The sequence below is a fragment of the Pseudomonas psychrophila genome, from assembly GCF_001043005.1.
Taxonomy (GTDB): Bacteria; Pseudomonadota; Gammaproteobacteria; order Pseudomonadales; family Pseudomonadaceae; genus Aquipseudomonas; species Aquipseudomonas psychrophila.
Genome location: NZ_JYKZ01000012.1, coordinates 134799 through 150841 on the forward strand (window position 1 = coordinate 134799; position 16043 = coordinate 150841).

Genomic DNA, 16043 nt, shown 5'->3' on the forward strand with positions numbered 1-16043 from the left:
GGGGCTCTGAAGGGGATTTGAGTGCCTGAATACTACAAAAGAACGCAAGGTTTCGTAGCAGTTGATGGGCAGCGCGAGGCTACGTCCGACTGCAAAGCAGTCGTATAACCGGACACGGCCTGGGCCCTGCACCCGCGGCTACAGGCTAGCGCCTCAATGCAACCGCTTGCGGCACATCAATTGAGCCATTTTTGCCGCATCCGGACGCTCAACCACGCCCTTCTCGGTAATGAGAACATCGATAAGGTCCGCAGGCGTCACATCAAAGACCGGATTGAATGCCGGCACATCGGCACCCACCCGCTTGCCACCCACTTCCAGCACTTCGCTGCTGTCACGCTCTTCAATAGGAATGTCATCACCCGAGGCCAGCTCCATATCGATCGTCGAGCTGGGGGCCACGACCATAAAGCGCACGCCATGGTGCATGGCATTAACCGCCAGCTGGTAGGTACCTATCTTGTTTGCCACATCGCCGTTGGCCGCAATTCGGTCAGCCCCCACAATCACCCAGGTCAGGCCTTTAGTTTTCATAATGTGTGCCGCCGCGGCATCCACATTGAGTACCACCGGAATACCCTCATTGGCCAGCTCCCACGCGGTCAGGCGCGAGCCTTGCAACCAGGGCCGGGTTTCGTCGACATACACCTGCTCGATCATGCCCTCCAGCCAGGCAGCCCGGATCACCCCCAGCGCCGTACCAAAACCACCGGTGGCCAACGCACCGGTGTTGCAGTGGGTCAGTACAGCCTGCGCATTGCCTTGATGGCGGCGGATCACATCGACCCCCAACTGCGCCATCGTCAGGTTGGCTTCACGATCACTCTCTTGAATGGCGACAGCCTCGGCTTCAAGCACCTGCAAGACATCTATACGGGTTTTGGCACGGGCCAGCCGGTCACGCATGCGATTCAACGCCCAAAACAGATTCCCCGCGGTAGGACGCGAGTCTGCCAGCAGGGTGAAATCCTCCTCGAGCGCAGCCAACCAGTCACCACCCTGCGCCTTGCGCACACGGGCAGCCAGCACTACACCGTAGGCCGCGGCGATACCAATCACCGGGGCACCCCGCACGACCATATCGCGAATCGCTTGAGCTACACCCTCAACACGGGTGTACGCCAGCCAGTTCTCTTCAAGGGGCAAGCTGCGTTGATCCAGCAGATACAGGGCGTCGTCCCGCCAATCGATGGCCTTAACCTTTTCCGCAGCCAACAGTCGATCGCGCATGCCTTACCCCATCACCCAGAAACAAAGCTGCCGATTATAGCGAGCCCACCCTTAAGACGCTCGGGTATACTTCGCCTCCTTTTGCAACGCACTGGAAACTGTTTTCGATGCCGACCCCGACCACCCCCCTGGACTTATTGCTGCTACCCACCTGGCTGGTGCCTGTAGAGCCGGCCGGTGTCGTACTCAAGGAGCACGGCGTTGGCATTAAGGACGGTCGCATTGTTTTCATAGGTCCGCGCCAGCAAGCCCTTAAGTTCACGGCCACCGAAACCCGAGAGCTGCCTGACATGCTGCTCAGTCCGGGACTGATCAATGCCCACGGCCACGCGGCGATGACATTGTTCCGCGGCATGGCTGATGACCTTCCACTGATGACCTGGCTGGAGCAGCACATCTGGCCCGCCGAGGCCAAGTGGGTCGATGAAGACTTCGTGCGCGACGGCACCAACCTGGCGATCGCCGAGCAACTCAAGGGCGGCATCACCTGCTTCAGCGACATGTATTTTTTCCCGAAAATCGCCAGTGAGTGTGTCCACAAGAGCGGCATTCGTGCGCAAATCGCAATCCCGATTCTCGACTTCCCGATTCCCGGCGCCAGCAACCCAGACGAATCCCTGCGGCAGGCGGTCGAACTGTTCGCTGACCTGAAGTTTCACCCGCGGATCAAAATTGCTTTTGGCCCCCATGCGCCCTACACCGTCGGCGACGAAAATCTGGAAAAAATCCGGGTGATCGCCGATGAACTGGACGCCGCCATTCATATGCACGTCCACGAAACCGCCTTTGAAGTGCATCAGGCCGTCGAACAGCATGCCGAGCGCCCCATCGCCCGCCTCGCGCGTCTGGGCTTGCTGAGCCCGCGCTTCCAGGCGGTGCACATGACCCAGATCAGCGATGACGACCTGGCTATGCTGGTAGAAAGCAACTCCAGCGTGATTCATTGTCCTGAGTCCAACCTGAAACTGGCCAGCGGCTTCTGCCCGGTAGAGCGCTTGTGGCAAGCTGGGGTCAATGTGGCGATCGGCACCGACGGCGCCGCCAGCAACAATGACCTCGACCTGCTTGGTGAAACCCGCACGGCAGCCTTGCTGGCCAAAGCTGTCGCGGGCTCGGCCACTGCGCTGGACGCACACCGCGCTCTGCGCATGGCAACGCTCAATGGCGCTCGCGCCTTGGGCATTGAAAGCGACACCGGCTCTATCGAAGTCGGAAAAGCCGCTGACCTGGTTGCATTTGACCTCAGCGGAATGGCCCAACAACCGATCTATGACCCCGTCTCACAGCTGATTTACGCCACTGGCCGCGATTGCGTGAAACACCTGTGGGTTGCAGGCAAACACCTGCTGGATGATCGGCGCCTGACCCGACTGGACGAGCAACAGCTCGGCGCAACAGCCAGGTCCTGGGGCGAACGCATAAGCGGCCATACTCATTGATTCAGTACCTTCGGGCCTGCGCCCGGAGCTTTACCAGATTATTAGGCTTTAGAGGATTTACCCATGAGCAACGTTGACCACGCCGAGATCGCCAAATTCGAAGCGCTCGCCCATCGCTGGTGGGACCGTGAAAGCGAGTTCAAGCCGCTGCACGATATCAACCCGCTGCGCGTCAACTGGATTGATGAGCGCGTGCAACTGGCAGGCAAAAAAGTCCTCGATGTAGGTTGCGGAGGCGGCATTCTCAGCGAGTCCATGGCTCAGCGCGGCGCAACCGTGATGGGCATCGATATGGGCGAAGCACCATTAGCCGTGGCGCAACTGCATCAGCTTGAATCTGGCGTGAGTGTTGAATACCGCCAGATCACCGCCGAAGACCTGGCCGTCGAAATGCCAGAGCAGTTCGATGTGGTCACCTGCCTCGAAATGCTGGAACACGTTCCTGATCCTGCCTCAGTGATTCGCGCCTGCTACCGCATGGTCAAACCCGGCGGCCAGGTATTTTTCTCGACCATCAACCGCAACCCTAAATCCTATCTGTTCGCGATCATCGGCGCTGAATACATCATGAAGCTGATCCCCCGCGGGACCCACGACTTCAAGAAGTTCATCCGCCCTTCCGAACTGGGTGCCTGGAGCCGTCAGGCCGGCCTGAGCGTCAAGGACATCATCGGCCTGACTTACAACCCGCTGACCAAGCACTACAAACTGGCCGCCGATGTTGACGTCAACTACATGATCCAGACCCTTCGCGAGGAGTAACACATGCGTTTAAGAGCAGTTCTTTTTGACATGGACGGCACCCTGCTCGACACCGCGCCGGACTTTATCGCGATCTGTCAGGCCATGCGGGCAGACCGCGACCTGCCCCCCATCGCCGACAAGCTGATACGCGACGAAATTTCCGGGGGGGCGCGTGCCATGGTAGCAGCGACGTTCAGCATGGACCCGCTGGCGCCAGGCTTCGAAGAATTGCGCCAGGAGTTCCTTGAGCGCTACCAGCTCGATTGCGCGGTGCACACCAAGCTGTTTGATGGCATGGAAGAGTTGCTGGCCGATATCGAAAAAGCGCATCTGGTGTGGGGCGTCGTCACCAATAAGCCTGTACGTTTTGCCCAGCCGATCATGGAGCGACTGGGCCTGGCGCAACGTTCGGCCCTGCTGATCTGCCCGGATCACGTCACCCACAGCAAACCTGACCCCGAGCCGCTTATCCTGGCCTGCAAAATGCTGGACCTAGACCCGGCCAGCGTCCTGTTTGTCGGTGACGACCTGCGCGATATTGAGTCCGGACGGGACGCCGGAACCAAAACTGCTGCCGTGCGCTTTGGTTACATCCACCCCGATGACAACCCCGACCACTGGGGTGCCGACGTGGTAGTCGATCACCCGAGCGAGTTGCGCAAAGTGCTGGATAACGCGATGTGCAGTTGCTGAAAAGCGCCCGCTGACGATCTTCGTTTTTTGTTGAGGTTTTATATGTTTGATTATTCCGCCCGCCCCAACCTGCTTCAGGATCGGGTCATTCTGGTCACCGGCGCTGGTCGTGGCATTGGCGCTGCGGCCGCCAAAACTTACGCAGCACACGGCGCGACCGTACTGCTGCTGGGCAAGACCGAGGCCAACCTGAGCCAGGTTTACGATGAAATCGAAGCCGCTGGCCATCCTAAACCAGTCGTCATCCCGTTTAATCTCGAAACCGCGCAGCCCCATCAGTTCGATGAACTGGCTGCCATGATCGAGAACGAGTTCGGCCATCTTGACGGTCTGCTGCACAACGCTTCGATCATTGGTCCGCGCACGCCGCTGGAGCAGTTGTCAGGCGAGAACTTCATGCGCGTGATGCACATAAACGTCAATGCCATGTTCATGCTCACCAGCACCCTGCTACCACTGCTCAAGCTTTCCCAGGACGCCTCGGTGATCTTCACCTCCAGCAGCGTCGGTCGCAAAGGCCGCGCCTACTGGGGCGCTTATGGCGTATCGAAGTTTGCCACCGAAGGCCTGATGCAAACCCTGGCCGACGAAGTCGACGCCGTCGCCCCGGTACGCTCCAACAGCATCAACCCCGGCGCGACCCGTACCAGCATGCGCGCCCTGGCATACCCGGGCGAGAACCCTGAAAACAACCCGGAACCGCACGCAATCATGCCGGTTTATCTGTACCTGATGGGCCCGGACAGCACCGGCATCAACGGCCAGGCCTTCGACGCTCAGTAACAGGTCAACAAACAAAAACCGCAGCCTGCGTGTGAATGCAGCCTGCGGTTTTTTTTACACATGGAATCTCAGACTGGGCCTTTAGCTCTCAACCAGCTCCCGGCGCACACGCACAGCCGGTGCTGTGTCGAGCTGCAAACAACTTTGCAAAAACAGGTACATGTAGTCGTAACTCTTGCAAATCGCCTTGCGCAGGTCGTCGATCAACTCCTCGCTCGGGTTCATCCCGGCCAAGGTACACACGATTTCCAGCGCTTCCCAAGGATGCTCGTCATCATACTGAGCATGCATCTTGAGCCATTTCATCGTGCGCTTGCGCCCCTCCAGCGGGAACGACTCTTCGTAGATATTCTTTGAGCACACTGCCGCCGCCCACTCACCCACCGCACCTTCAATGGCGTAATTGGTCGCCGCCATAGCGACCGCCAGTGAGTCCGTCGCGCAGGTATGCCAGCACCAATCGTTCAATGCCTGGAATTCAGCGGGAATGTCTTGCGCGTTCAATTCTTCAAGGCTCACGCCATGCGCCCGAGCCCAGTACACCCAGTAATCGGCATGATTGAGTTCGACGCGGATATTGCGGATCAACCAGCGACGCGCCATGTCCTCACCCGGGTGACGCCCATAACGGGTTTTCCCCAGGTTACGCCCCATGTACAACGAAAACTGCTCAACGACCGGCCAGCCGCCTATCAGGTACGTTCGCATGGCCCGGGGACTTAGCGTGTTATCACGCATGCGTTTATATATTTCATGCCCCACAGCACGGCGTTTACTCTCGCTGCAATCGCGAATCAACTGCTGCGCCCACTGTGGATAACTGGCCTCTTCCATGAGAGGCCCTGTTCGGTTAAATACAGTAATCACAATCCAAATCCTTTTTGAGAAGAGACTTTAGAAAAGGTACAACATATCAACGTAAAGTTCCCGGCGACTTCAATGTCAACGATCTGGAACGCACAGGGCGCTGTAATAAACTGTCAAAGGTAAACAGCTGCGGGCGCTGAACTATATAGCCCTGCGCATAATCAACTCCGATTTCAATCAACGCCTGCTCTATTTGCGTACTTTCAACAAACTCGGCAATGGTGCGTTTTCCCATGACATGGCCAATATGATTAATAACTTCAACCATGGCCCGGTTGATAGGGTCATCCAACATGTCTTTGACGAAGCTGCCGTCAATTTTCAAAAAATCGACGGGCAAATGTTTCAAGTAAGCAAACGAAGACATACCGGCACAAAAGTCATCTAACGAAAAATGACAACCCAACGCCTTGAGATCATTAATAAATCGAATCGCACTGCCCAAGTTTGCAATGGCGCTGGTTTCGGTAATTTCAAAGCAGATAAGCGTGGGCGACACTGCGTAACATTCAAATTGTTCGTGCAGAAATGCCAGGAAATCGTCATCCCCTATGGTCGAGCCTGACAAGTTGATGGCGCACATCGCCATGGGGCGCCCGCCCGACTGGGCCGAACATTCAGAAATGATCCTGAATACATTTTCGACCACCCAGCGATCTATCGAGCTCATCAAACCATAACGCTCGGCGGCAGGAATAAAACTGTCAGGCAGAACCATTCGCCCGCTCTCGTCCTTCAATCGCAACAGGATTTCAATGTGCCCACTGCCTTCCTGAGCCCCCCCCAAGGGAGTGATTTCTTGTGAATACAGTCTGAAGTGGTTCTCTTCCAGGGCTACGTGCAGGCGCTGCACCCAGGCCATCTCTCCAAAACGCAAAGACAGCTCAGTGTCATCCACCTGGTAAACCTGTACCCGATTACGGCCCTTTTCCTTGGCCATGTAACAGGCCATATCTGCAGCACGCATCAATGCCTCCAGGGTCACGGGGGCTTGATGGATGTGGACCAGACCAATGCTGATGGTGCTCATGAACGGTCGCCCCTTCCAGGCGAAATGCAGACTTTGCACCGATTGGCGCAAGCCTCCCGCTATTTTTTCCGCCATGTCGACCGGACAGTTTTCCAGCAAAATGCCGAACTCATCCCCTCCCAATCTCGCCAGGGTGTCGCCTTCGCGCAATCCGGTTCGCAGCAGCACACATATGTGACGTAGCAACTCGTCACCTGCCGCATGACCGCAGGTGTCATTAACCAGCTTGAACTGATCCAGATCGAGAAACATGAGTGCATGCCGGCCCTGTTGTCGGCCCAGATTCTTCAGTACCAACTCAAGGCGGTATTCGAACTCACGGCGATTGGCCAAACCGGTAAGTGCATCGTGGGTTGCCTGCCAGGATAGATTGGCGATGTATTGACGCTCCTGGGTCATGTCATGCAGCACCAGCACCGCGCCGCTCACCTCCCCGGCGTGAAGGATTGGCGCCCCCACCAGCGTGACCGCGACGGTACTGCCGTCCATTCGTTGAATCTGCCTGGAATGCTCGCGATTGTTGCCCAGCTGGCCGCTGAGAATACGTTCAATCAGCTTCAAACCGTCATCCTGATCATTGTCATCCAGCAACTTGAACAACGCCGCCAGGGTAACGCCTTGTGCCTGCTCGGACTTCCATTGGGTCAGTTGCTCCGCCGCCGGATTCAAGTAGGCAATAGCACCATTCACGTCGGTCGTTATGACCCCGTCGCCAATGGACTGAAGCGTGATTTGTGCCCGCTCTTTTTCCAGCTGCAGCGCTTCAGCAAATGCACGGCTCTGAGCCAGCACTTTATGAGTTCGTATGAGCACCAGAAGAATCAGCCCCAGCGCCGTGGCTAGATTGATGGCTACCAGCAACTGCCAGATAAAACGTGAGCCTTCACCCAGAGCATCGCTGAAGGCCTTGGCTGCGGGGGCAATTCCTTCGTTGATGGCAAATATATTGTCCTCCCAGCGTTTTACGTCCGCTTCGCTGGCCTGACCCTCAAGCAATGCGCGATGCATTTCTTGAGCCAGTTCATCGAGCTGAATCAGATAAGCATCACCCTGGGTCCACTTCTCGATGGCCGTTTTCATATAACTGACGTTACGAAAGTATCGATAGAACCAAATGATGCTGGAGACATCTTGCTCGCTGTTGCCACCTTGCAGAATGCCTTCACGGGCAGAGACTACATCAGGGGGAGATTGATCCATCGCAAGCCGTAGTGTGTGACCGCCTTGAGGGACACTTATTGCCTGCTGAAATTTTCTGAAGTAAACAGGGTCTTGCGTATCGGAATACAAGTGGAGGAAGTAGATGGCGTCTTTTTGACCCTTGGACCACAAACTTTCGCCCCCCACGTAACTGCGCACCGCAGAGAGCATATACAGACTCACGCACCCCAATAGCGCCTGGAAAAGCACGACGGCAATAAAGGGCCAAACAATGCCCAACAAGCGTGGCGTCCCATGGGGGCGTTTAAGTTTCATGAGTTTCCTTGCTTCATGGCGTCAGATGAAAACCAGAGAGAAAATCTCACTACAAATCAGCCTAGGCCAATTTTCAAAAACTTGAGCAGTCCGTATTGCCCCAAACCGACAAAAATCCGAACCTGGGCAGCCCCCCACCCTTAAACGACAACCGCCTGTATCAAGTCTGTTGCAGATGCCCGTAAAGTTTGGCGTAAAGCCCTCCCTCTGCGATCAATTGCTGGTGATCACCCTCTTCGGCAATGCAGCCGCCATCAAACACCAGCACCCTGTCTGCTTGTTTTACCGCAGACAAACGATGAGCGATGATTAAAGTAGTACGACCACTCAAGAATTTTCCCAAAGCGTGATGCAAGTTGTATTCGGTGGCGGCATCCAGGGCGCTGGTCGCCTCGTCCAGAATCACCACCTTGGGCTCGGCCAGCACCATCCGCGCAATCGCCAGACGCTGGCGCTGACCACCCGACAATCGCACGCCTGAGCGCCCAACGATGCTGTCCAACCCTTGAGGCAGCGTACGAATAGTGCCATCGAGCTGCGCGATTTCCAGAGCATGCCAGCACGCCTCATCCGTTCGCTCGCGGCCCATTGTCAGATTGGCGCGCACGGTATCGTTAAACAACGACGGATGTTGCAGCACCACCGCGACATGTTCACGAATGGTCTGCAGGCCTATTTCTGGCTGACTCGCCTCTGCAAAGTGAATGCTCCCCGACTGCGGCGTATACAGGCCCAGCAGCAATTGCACCAAGGTACTCTTGCCGCCGCCGCTGGTGCCTACAATCGCTACCTTTTCTCCCGCAGCGATGGTCAGGTTCAGATGATCCAGTACCTTTTCATCCCCATAGCTGAAGCTCAGGTCACGCACTTCAATGCCAACGGTCTGACGCCCCAGAAACGGATTAACGCCTCCGGGATATTGCGGCTCGTCGCTGCGCGCCAGTAACTGGTTGATTCGCGTGACGGCACCATCGGCGGCGTAAAAGGCATATTGCAAATTAAGCAACTGTTCAACGGGCCCGATCATGAACCACAAGTAGCTGAACACTGCGAGCATCTGGCCAATCGACAAATCCGAAAACAGCACCGTGAGCATCGCGGCAGCGCGAAAAATATCGATACCAAACTGGAACAGCAATCCGCTGGCACGATTTGAGGCATCGCTCTTCCATTGCGAAGCCACGGCAAAGTCCCGAACCTCCCGCGCACGCAACCCCAGACGACCGAGGAAAAAGCCCTGGCGGTTACCCGCTCGTACCTCCTGAATGGCGTCCAGTGTCTCGCTCAATGCTTGAGTGAAACGCGCCGTGCTGTCGTTTTCGAGTTTTTTCAGGTGTTTGACCCGCTTGCCCAGCTGCACCGTGGCGTAGATCACCGGCGGGTTGAACAGCAAGATAAGCAGGGCCAGTTGCCAGTGCATCCACAGCAAAATCGCCGAAGTGCCCACCAGCGTGAGCATGGCCACCAAAAAGCGACTCAAGGTTTCGCCGACAAACTTGTCGAGGGTTTCGAGATCGGTGACCAGATGCGTGGTCACGGTCCCGCTGCCGAGGTTTTCATACTCAGCCATTGATATTCGCTTCAAGCGCTCAATCAGCCGCAGGCGAATGCGAAACACAATGTCCTTGGCCAGACGCGAAAACAGCCGGGCCTGCAGGACGTTAAACAAAAGCGCCCCACAGCGCAGCATCAGGGTAATGGCCAGCATGAGGCCAATGTACCCCGCCGCACCTTGCCAGGCAGCCGGTAGCCAATGGTTCATGATTTTCAGCGCTGCATCACCGTTACCCAGCAGCACTTCGTCCACCAGCAAAGGCAGAAGCAAAGGGATGGGAACGCTGCACAACGTAGCCAGCACGGCCACGCCGTTAGCAATCCACAGTGCTTTTTTGTGGCGCAAGGCCAGACGACGGATTTCAGCCCAGGTCAGGCGATCCGTCACCGGGGACGAGGACTGCACCCCAGAAGGATCAAACACGCGTAGCGCGTTCTAGCCAACGGGCAAGCAGGTCAGACAGAGGTTCAAGCGGCTGATAACCGTTGGTCAATAATGCCAGCTGGCCGTTACGCTCGGCGAGCAAAGTGGGAAACCCGGCAATTCCCAGGTCTTGCACCCAGGTAAAGTCGGCGCCCGTTGCCGTGTGTTGTTCGGCCGAGTCAAAAGCGGCGGCAAACTCGATACGTGGCACCCCTGCCGTTTCGGCAAGCTCAACCAGCACGCTGGCCTGGGTGACATCGCGGCCTTGCACATAAAAGGCCTGCTGAATCAGCTTGACCAACCTCCAGGCACAATCGGGGGCAAGACTGCGTGCTGCCACCACTGCTCGACAGGCAGGCTCGGTGTCATAGACAAAACCGTCGGGCAATGCACCGTCAAAATTGAAGGATTGCCCGGTGGCCTCTGTGACTGCCTGCCAATGCTCAAGAATGTAGCGCCGCGTGGCGGGCTCAAGGGCCGAGCCACTGCCGGTACGCAATCCGCCTACCACCAGGTGCAACTCGACGCCTGCGGTCTGGGCCTGCTCAACCAGGGCCTCAGCGATGGGCGAAAAGCCCCAGCACCAGGAGCACATAGGGTCCATCACATAGAGCAGGCGTGCGCTCATCTTAAACCTCGGCAGGTTTACGGTAGTTGTGGCCAATCGGGTGCGGCTGATTGCGCGCCTTGGCCAGATCGATCTGCTTTTGCCGATCAATAGCGCTACGACGGGTTTTTTCGCTCAACGTGTCCCAGCAATGCGGACAGCTGATACCGGGCTGATAGTGCTCCGACTCGCGATCCGCGATGCTGATCGGCGTGCGGCAGGCATGGCACTGGTCGTATTCGCCGGCGCTCAGGTCGTGGCGCACCGTGACGCGGTTATCGAACACAAAGCAGTCACCCTGCCACTTGGTTTCTTCCTGCGGCACTTCTTCGAGGTACTTCAGGATGCCGCCTTTAAGGTGGTAAACCTCGTCGAAACCCTGGCTGAGCATGTAGCTCGACGCTTTTTCACAGCGAATGCCGCCCGTGCAGAACATCGCGACTTTCTTGTGCTTGGCTGGGTCGAAATTGGCTTTGATATAGTCAGGAAATTCGCGAAAGCTGGTGGTTTTCGGGTCAATGGCGCCTTCAAACGTACCGATCGAGACTTCGTAATCGTTACGGGTGTCAATCAACAGCACCTCTGGATCGCTGATCAGCGCATTCCAGTTCTCGGGGTCGACATAGGTTCCGACTTTCTTGTTCGGATCCACGCCTTCTACGCCGAGGGTAACGATTTCTTTCTTGAGCTTGACCTTGGTCCGATAGAACGGCTGGTCATCGCAGTAGGATTCTTTATGGTCGATATCGACCATGCGCGGATCGTTCTTGAGCCAGGCCATCAGCCCATCAATGCCTTCACGAGTCCCGGAAACCGTGCCGTTAATGCCTTCTTCGGCAATCAGCAGGGTGCCCTTGATACCATTGGCGACCATGGCGTTGAGCAGCGGCTCACGCAGTGCTACGTAATCTTCAAGTGTGACGAATTTGTACAGTGCAGCGACAACAATTGGCGCGGTCATCGTGATTCTCTCCAGGTGGCTACCCTCGCAAAGGGTGAACCGGGCGCAAAAAAAACGCGCCGGCTAAGCGGCGCGCTGCGGATTCTAGCAAAAAGACGACTTAGTGCCCACCGCCAGCACAGGTCGGCGAAGCCGGGGCCGTGCCGATTTTCGCCCATTCTTCAGGCGTGTACGTATGCAAGGCCAGCGCATGGAACTCGCCCATCAGGTCACCCAGGGTGGCGTAGACCTTCTGGTGACGCTTGACGCTGTTGAGCCCGGCGAACTGCTCGCTGACCACCACAGCCTTGAAGTGGGTCTGCAACCCTCGACTGTGCATGTGGCTTTCATCCAGCACACTCAGGTGCTCAGGTTGCAACGCGCTGAGCGTCGATTCGATACGTTGCTGCATGTCCATTCAGGCTCCGCTTACTTCTTCTTGGCCGGGGCCGCTGCTGGCTCCAGCTCGGCGGTCATGTCGGCCAACAGCTTGTTGACGACCGGCACTGCGCTTTCCAGTTTGGCCTGGGTCATTTGTGCCGATTGCTGAGTCAGCTGCGGCATTTTTTCCAGGACTTTCTTGCCCAGTGGCGACTGGTAGAACGCTACCAGATCCTTGAGTTCGGACTCGCTGAAGTTGGTGGTGTACAGCTTGACCATGTCCGGCTTGAGTTTATTCCAGCCGATGGCCTGGTCCAGGGCGGTGTTGGCTTTGGCCTGGTAGGTTTCCAGCAGGGCTTTCTTGGAGGCTGGCGCTTTGGTTTGCTCAAAACGTTGAGCAAACATTTGCTGCACTTGCATATACACCGGGGTACCCAGCTTATCGGCATGTGCCAGTTTCAGGAACGTTTCAGCACTGGCAGCGTGACTGGCTGCATCGGCGAAAACCTGGCCGCTGGCGCAAACCAGAGCAACCGCTGTACAGATGGCGCGAAGACGGGTCATCGAGTTTCCTTTTCTAGCAAGCGAGGTTGAACCCCAAGGGCGGCCATTCTGCGCCTAATAAAGTGTGTCACTCAACCCCGAGACTGATAGACGTTCTCATCACCTGACCAAAAGCATTAAAAACATCAGATTGAACCCCCGCTGCAAACCAGCGCCTAAGCTGTCTGGTCAGACCTATAGGAGAATGAGCTGATGAGCCGTATCGAAACCGACAGCCTGGGTGAAGTAAATGTGGCCGATGAGGTTTATTGGGGCGCTCAGACTCAACGATCGCTAATCAACTTCGCCATCGGCAACGAAAAGATGCCGCTGGCCGTGTTGCACGCCCTGGTGCTGATCAAAAAAGCTGCTGCCCGGGTCAATAACCGCAACGGCGACCTCCCCGCCGACATCGCCCGGCTGATCGAACAGGCCGCCGATGAAGTACTCGACGGTGAGCACGATGATCAGTTCCCGCTGGTTGTATGGCAGACCGGCAGCGGCACACAAAGCAACATGAACGCCAACGAAGTGATCGCCGGGCGCGCCAACGAACTGGCTGGCAAAGGCCGCGGCGGCAAATCCCCGGTCCACCCCAATGACCACGTCAACCGCTCGCAAAGCTCCAATGACTGCTTCCCGACCGCCATGCATATTGCTACCGCCAAAGCGGTTCACGAGCAGTTGCTACCCGCGATCAGCGAACTCTCAGGCGGGTTGGCCGAGCTGTCGGTACGCCACATGAAACTGGTTAAAACCGGCCGTACTCACATGATGGACGCAACGCCCATTACCTTTGGCCAGGAACTGTCAGCCTATATCGCCCAACTTGATTACGCCGAACAAGCCATACGCTCGGCTATACCCGCGGTGTATGAACTGGCGCAAGGAGGCACAGCGGTAGGTACCGGACTCAACGCCCCACACGGCTTTGCCGAAGCAATTGCCGCTGAAATCGCCGCCTTGTCCGGTCTGCCATTTGTCACTGCGCCAAACAAATTTGCCGCATTGGCGGGGCACGAACCGCTAACCACCCTCTCGGGCGCACTCAAAACCCTGGCCGTTACCCTGATGAAACTGGCCAATGACTTCCGTCTGCTGGGATCAGGGCCGCGTGCCGGGCTGGCAGAAATCAAGCTGCCTGCCAATGAACCGGGCAGTTCGATCATGCCGGGCAAGGTCAACCCGACCCAGTGCGAAGCCCTGTCGATGCTGGCCTGCCAGGTGATGGGCAATGACGTGACCATCGGCTTTGCTGCAAGCCAGGGGCACCTGCAACTGAACGTCTACAAACCGGTGATCATTCACAACCTGCTGCAGTCGATCCAGTTACTGGCGGACGGTTGCGGCAACTTCCAAAAACACTGCGTCACCGGCCTTGAAGCCGACGCCGGAAAAATGGCCGAGCATCTGGAGCGCGGCTTGATGCTGGTCACAGCACTCAACCCGCATATTGGCTATGACAAGTCGGCTGAAATCGCCAAGAAAGCCTATGCCGAAGGGTTGACCCTGCGCGAAGCGGCATTGGAACTGGGTTACCTGACCGATGCCGAGTTCGACCAGTGGGTGCGCCCGGAAAATATGCTGGGTACTGGCAAGCACTAGGCCATAGGTCTTCTCGTAGCCGAAGAAACGAGGCTGCGGCTACAGGACAAGTGCAACTGTGGGAGCGAGCCTGCTCGCGAAGGTCGTTCGCGAGCAGGCTCGCTCCCACAGTAGGGCTTGACCTGCAACAGAGTATCTACAGGCTTTTCCTATTTTTTACGCTTTTTGTCGCTCTTCTCGAACGCTGCTTCCAGAGCCTCGTTGATCGTGCGCAACACCTTGACCCGCGCCCAGCGCTTGTCATTGGCTTCTACCAGTGTCCAGGGTGAAACCTCGGTACTGGTGCGATCAACCATGTCGCACACTGCCTTGCGATACACATCCCACTTCTCGCGGTTGCGCCAGTCTTCTTCAGTGATTTTGAAGCGTTTGAACGGGATCTCTTCGCGCTCATGAAAACGCTCAAGCTGTACATCCTTATCGATCGCCAGCCAGAACTTGACGACAATCACGCCCGCATCGCGCAATTGCTCCTCGAAATCATTGATTTCTCCATAGGCGCGCATCCAGTCGGCCGGGGTGCAAAAGCCCTCGACCCGCTCAACCAGCACCCGCCCGTACCAGGAGCGATCAAAGATGGTGAACTTGCCACGGCCCGGAATCTGCCGCCAAAAGCGCCACAAATAGGGCTGTGCGCGCTCATCTTCAGAAGGCGCCGCAATCGGCACGATGCTGTACTGGCGCGGGTCGAGTGCCGCCGCCACACGCTTGATCGAACCGCCCTTGCCTGCCGCATCGTTGCCTTCGAATACCGATACCAGCGCATGTCGACGCATCCGTTTGTCGCGCATCAACCCCGACAGGCGCGCCTGCTCGGTGATCAACTGCTCCTGGTAATCGTCTTTGTCCAGATGCTGCGTCATGTCCAGACAATCGAGCAGGCTCAAACCGTCCTGGGCTTCAGTCAACGGGGCGACGTGGGTGGCGCGGGCTTTGGTCTTGGCTTCACTCAGTGCGGCTTGCAGACCTTCGAGCAAAATCTTGCCCACTGTCAGGCTGCGATAATACGGATCCACACCTTCAACGATGTTCCAGGGGGCATAGTCGCGGCTGGTTCGACGAATCACACGCTCGCCAAATCGTACAAAACGATCGTAAGTTTCTGACTGTTGCCAATCCAATGGACTGATACGCCAGCTGTGCAGCGGGTCATCCTTGAGTGCTTTAAGGCGGGCTTTCATCTGTTTTTTCGACAAGTGAAACCAGAACTTGAAAATCACCGCCCCTTCGTTGCACAGCATTTTCTCCAGACGTTCCGCACCATTGATCGCCTGATCGAGCACGGCATCCTTGAAGCGGCCATGAACCCGGCCCTGCAGCATCTGGCTGTACCAGTTACCGAAGAACACCCCCATGCGGCCCTTGGCGGGCAATTGCCGCCAGTAGCGCCAGGCAGGCGGGTGAGCCAGCTCCTCATCCGTCTGGCTGTCAAACGTGCGCACTTCGATCAGCCGCGGATCCATCCATTCATTCAGCAGCTTGACCGTCTCGCCTTTGCCGGCGCCTTCAATGCCGTTGATCAATACGATGACCGCAGAACGCTTCTGCTGGTGGAGCTCGTATTGAGCCTCAAGCAACGCTTCGCGTAAGGCGGGAACTTCACTGTCGTAGGTTTCTTTATCGATTGCATGACCGATTTCAGCGGATTCGAACATGGAAAGCTCCCTGGCAAGATTTCACAAGCCTAGCGGATTGCGTCTAAACGTGTAGGAACATCCCTCACAAAA

General features: G+C 56.9%; 14 protein-coding genes. 5 read left to right on the forward strand and 9 right to left on the reverse strand.

Features of this window, described 5'->3' with window-relative positions; translation table 11 throughout:
• Positions 1-153: 153 nt before the first annotated feature.
• On the reverse strand, positions 154-1230 hold the full coding sequence (gene mtnA / locus TU76_RS20650) for an S-methyl-5-thioribose-1-phosphate isomerase (protein ID WP_019826785.1): 1077 nt from the start codon (positions 1228-1230) through the stop codon (positions 154-156).
• 107 nt (positions 1231-1337) lie between these two features.
• Between mtnA and TU76_RS20655 the strand changes: the two genes are divergently transcribed.
• From TU76_RS20655 to TU76_RS20670, 4 genes are all read left to right on the forward strand, one after another.
• The gene (locus TU76_RS20655) at positions 1338-2669 is read left to right on the forward strand and encodes a TRZ/ATZ family hydrolase (RefSeq protein WP_048352430.1); all 1332 of its coding nucleotides are present in this window, start codon (positions 1338-1340) and stop codon (positions 2667-2669) included.
• A 63-nt stretch (positions 2670-2732) separates the two neighbouring features.
• Positions 2733-3431 (forward strand): bifunctional 2-polyprenyl-6-hydroxyphenol methylase/3-demethylubiquinol 3-O-methyltransferase UbiG, encoded by a 699-nt coding sequence (ubiG, locus tag TU76_RS20660; RefSeq protein ID WP_019826788.1) that lies wholly within the window; start codon positions 2733-2735, stop codon positions 3429-3431.
• 3 nt (positions 3432-3434) lie between these two features.
• Complete coding sequence (gene mupP / locus TU76_RS20665) at positions 3435-4106, forward strand: N-acetylmuramic acid 6-phosphate phosphatase MupP (RefSeq protein WP_019826790.1); 672 nt, start codon at positions 3435-3437, stop codon at positions 4104-4106.
• Positions 4107-4148: 42 nt separating this feature from the next.
• Positions 4149-4889 (forward strand): YciK family oxidoreductase, encoded by a 741-nt coding sequence (locus tag TU76_RS20670; RefSeq protein ID WP_048352431.1) that lies wholly within the window; start codon positions 4149-4151, stop codon positions 4887-4889.
• Between the two features lie 81 nt (positions 4890-4970).
• Here the strand turns inward: TU76_RS20670 and TU76_RS20675 are convergent, their stop codons facing one another.
• From TU76_RS20675 to TU76_RS20705, 7 genes are all read right to left on the reverse strand, one after another.
• Complete coding sequence (locus tag TU76_RS20675) at positions 4971-5756, reverse strand: iron-containing redox enzyme family protein (RefSeq protein ID WP_019826794.1); 786 nt, start codon at positions 5754-5756, stop codon at positions 4971-4973.
• A 46-nt stretch (positions 5757-5802) separates the two neighbouring features.
• Complete coding sequence (locus TU76_RS20680; RefSeq protein WP_019826796.1) at positions 5803-8262, reverse strand: EAL domain-containing protein; 2460 nt, start codon at positions 8260-8262, stop codon at positions 5803-5805.
• A 160-nt stretch (positions 8263-8422) separates the two neighbouring features.
• A complete protein-coding gene (locus TU76_RS20685) occupies positions 8423-10204 on the reverse strand; it encodes an ABC transporter ATP-binding protein (RefSeq protein WP_173667425.1) in 1782 nt (593 codons plus the stop codon).
• A gap of 28 nt (positions 10205-10232) precedes the next feature.
• Positions 10233-10868, reverse strand: a complete 636-nt coding sequence (locus TU76_RS20690; RefSeq protein WP_019826799.1) for a DsbA family protein — start codon at positions 10866-10868, stop codon at positions 10233-10235.
• 1 nt (position 10869) lies between these two features.
• Entirely contained in the window at positions 10870-11808 is a 939-nt protein-coding gene (gene trhO, locus TU76_RS20695) for an oxygen-dependent tRNA uridine(34) hydroxylase TrhO (RefSeq protein WP_048352432.1), read from the reverse strand.
• Between the two features lie 100 nt (positions 11809-11908).
• Positions 11909-12205 (reverse strand): BolA family protein, encoded by a 297-nt coding sequence (locus TU76_RS20700; protein WP_019826801.1) that lies wholly within the window; start codon positions 12203-12205, stop codon positions 11909-11911.
• 11 nt (positions 12206-12216) lie between these two features.
• Entirely contained in the window at positions 12217-12732 is a 516-nt protein-coding gene (locus tag TU76_RS20705) for a DUF2059 domain-containing protein (protein WP_019826803.1), read from the reverse strand.
• Positions 12733-12924: 192 nt separating this feature from the next.
• On the opposite strand from TU76_RS20705, the gene TU76_RS20710 reads away from it, so the two are divergent.
• Positions 12925-14316 (forward strand): class II fumarate hydratase, encoded by a 1392-nt coding sequence (locus TU76_RS20710; RefSeq protein WP_046808715.1) that lies wholly within the window; start codon positions 12925-12927, stop codon positions 14314-14316.
• Between the two features lie 149 nt (positions 14317-14465).
• Here the strand turns inward: TU76_RS20710 and pap are convergent, their stop codons facing one another.
• A complete protein-coding gene (gene pap, locus TU76_RS20715) occupies positions 14466-15971 on the reverse strand; it encodes a polyphosphate:AMP phosphotransferase (RefSeq protein ID WP_046809470.1) in 1506 nt (501 codons plus the stop codon).
• Between the last annotated feature and the right edge of the window lie 72 nt (positions 15972-16043).

Coding starts and splice junctions, on each gene's coding strand:
- TU76_RS20705 (WP_019826803.1), bottom strand. CDS start 12,732: ATGACCCGTCTTCGCGCCATCTGTACAGCGGTTGCTCTGGTTTGCGCC.
- mtnA (WP_019826785.1), bottom strand. CDS start 1,230: ATGCGCGATCGACTGTTGGCTGCGGAAAAGGTTAAGGCCATCGATTGG.
- pap (WP_046809470.1), bottom strand. CDS start 15,971: ATGTTCGAATCCGCTGAAATCGGTCATGCAATCGATAAAGAAACCTAC.
- TU76_RS20670 (WP_048352431.1), top strand. CDS start 4,149: ATGTTTGATTATTCCGCCCGCCCCAACCTGCTTCAGGATCGGGTCATT.
- TU76_RS20700 (WP_019826801.1), bottom strand. CDS start 12,205: ATGGACATGCAGCAACGTATCGAATCGACGCTCAGCGCGTTGCAACCT.
- TU76_RS20655 (WP_048352430.1), top strand. CDS start 1,338: ATGCCGACCCCGACCACCCCCCTGGACTTATTGCTGCTACCCACCTGG.
- TU76_RS20680 (WP_019826796.1), bottom strand. CDS start 8,262: ATGAAACTTAAACGCCCCCATGGGACGCCACGCTTGTTGGGCATTGTT.
- ubiG (WP_019826788.1), top strand. CDS start 2,733: ATGAGCAACGTTGACCACGCCGAGATCGCCAAATTCGAAGCGCTCGCC.
- trhO (WP_048352432.1), bottom strand. CDS start 11,808: ATGACCGCGCCAATTGTTGTCGCTGCACTGTACAAATTCGTCACACTT.
- TU76_RS20690 (WP_019826799.1), bottom strand. CDS start 10,868: ATGAGCGCACGCCTGCTCTATGTGATGGACCCTATGTGCTCCTGGTGC.
- TU76_RS20710 (WP_046808715.1), top strand. CDS start 12,925: ATGAGCCGTATCGAAACCGACAGCCTGGGTGAAGTAAATGTGGCCGAT.
- mupP (WP_019826790.1), top strand. CDS start 3,435: ATGCGTTTAAGAGCAGTTCTTTTTGACATGGACGGCACCCTGCTCGAC.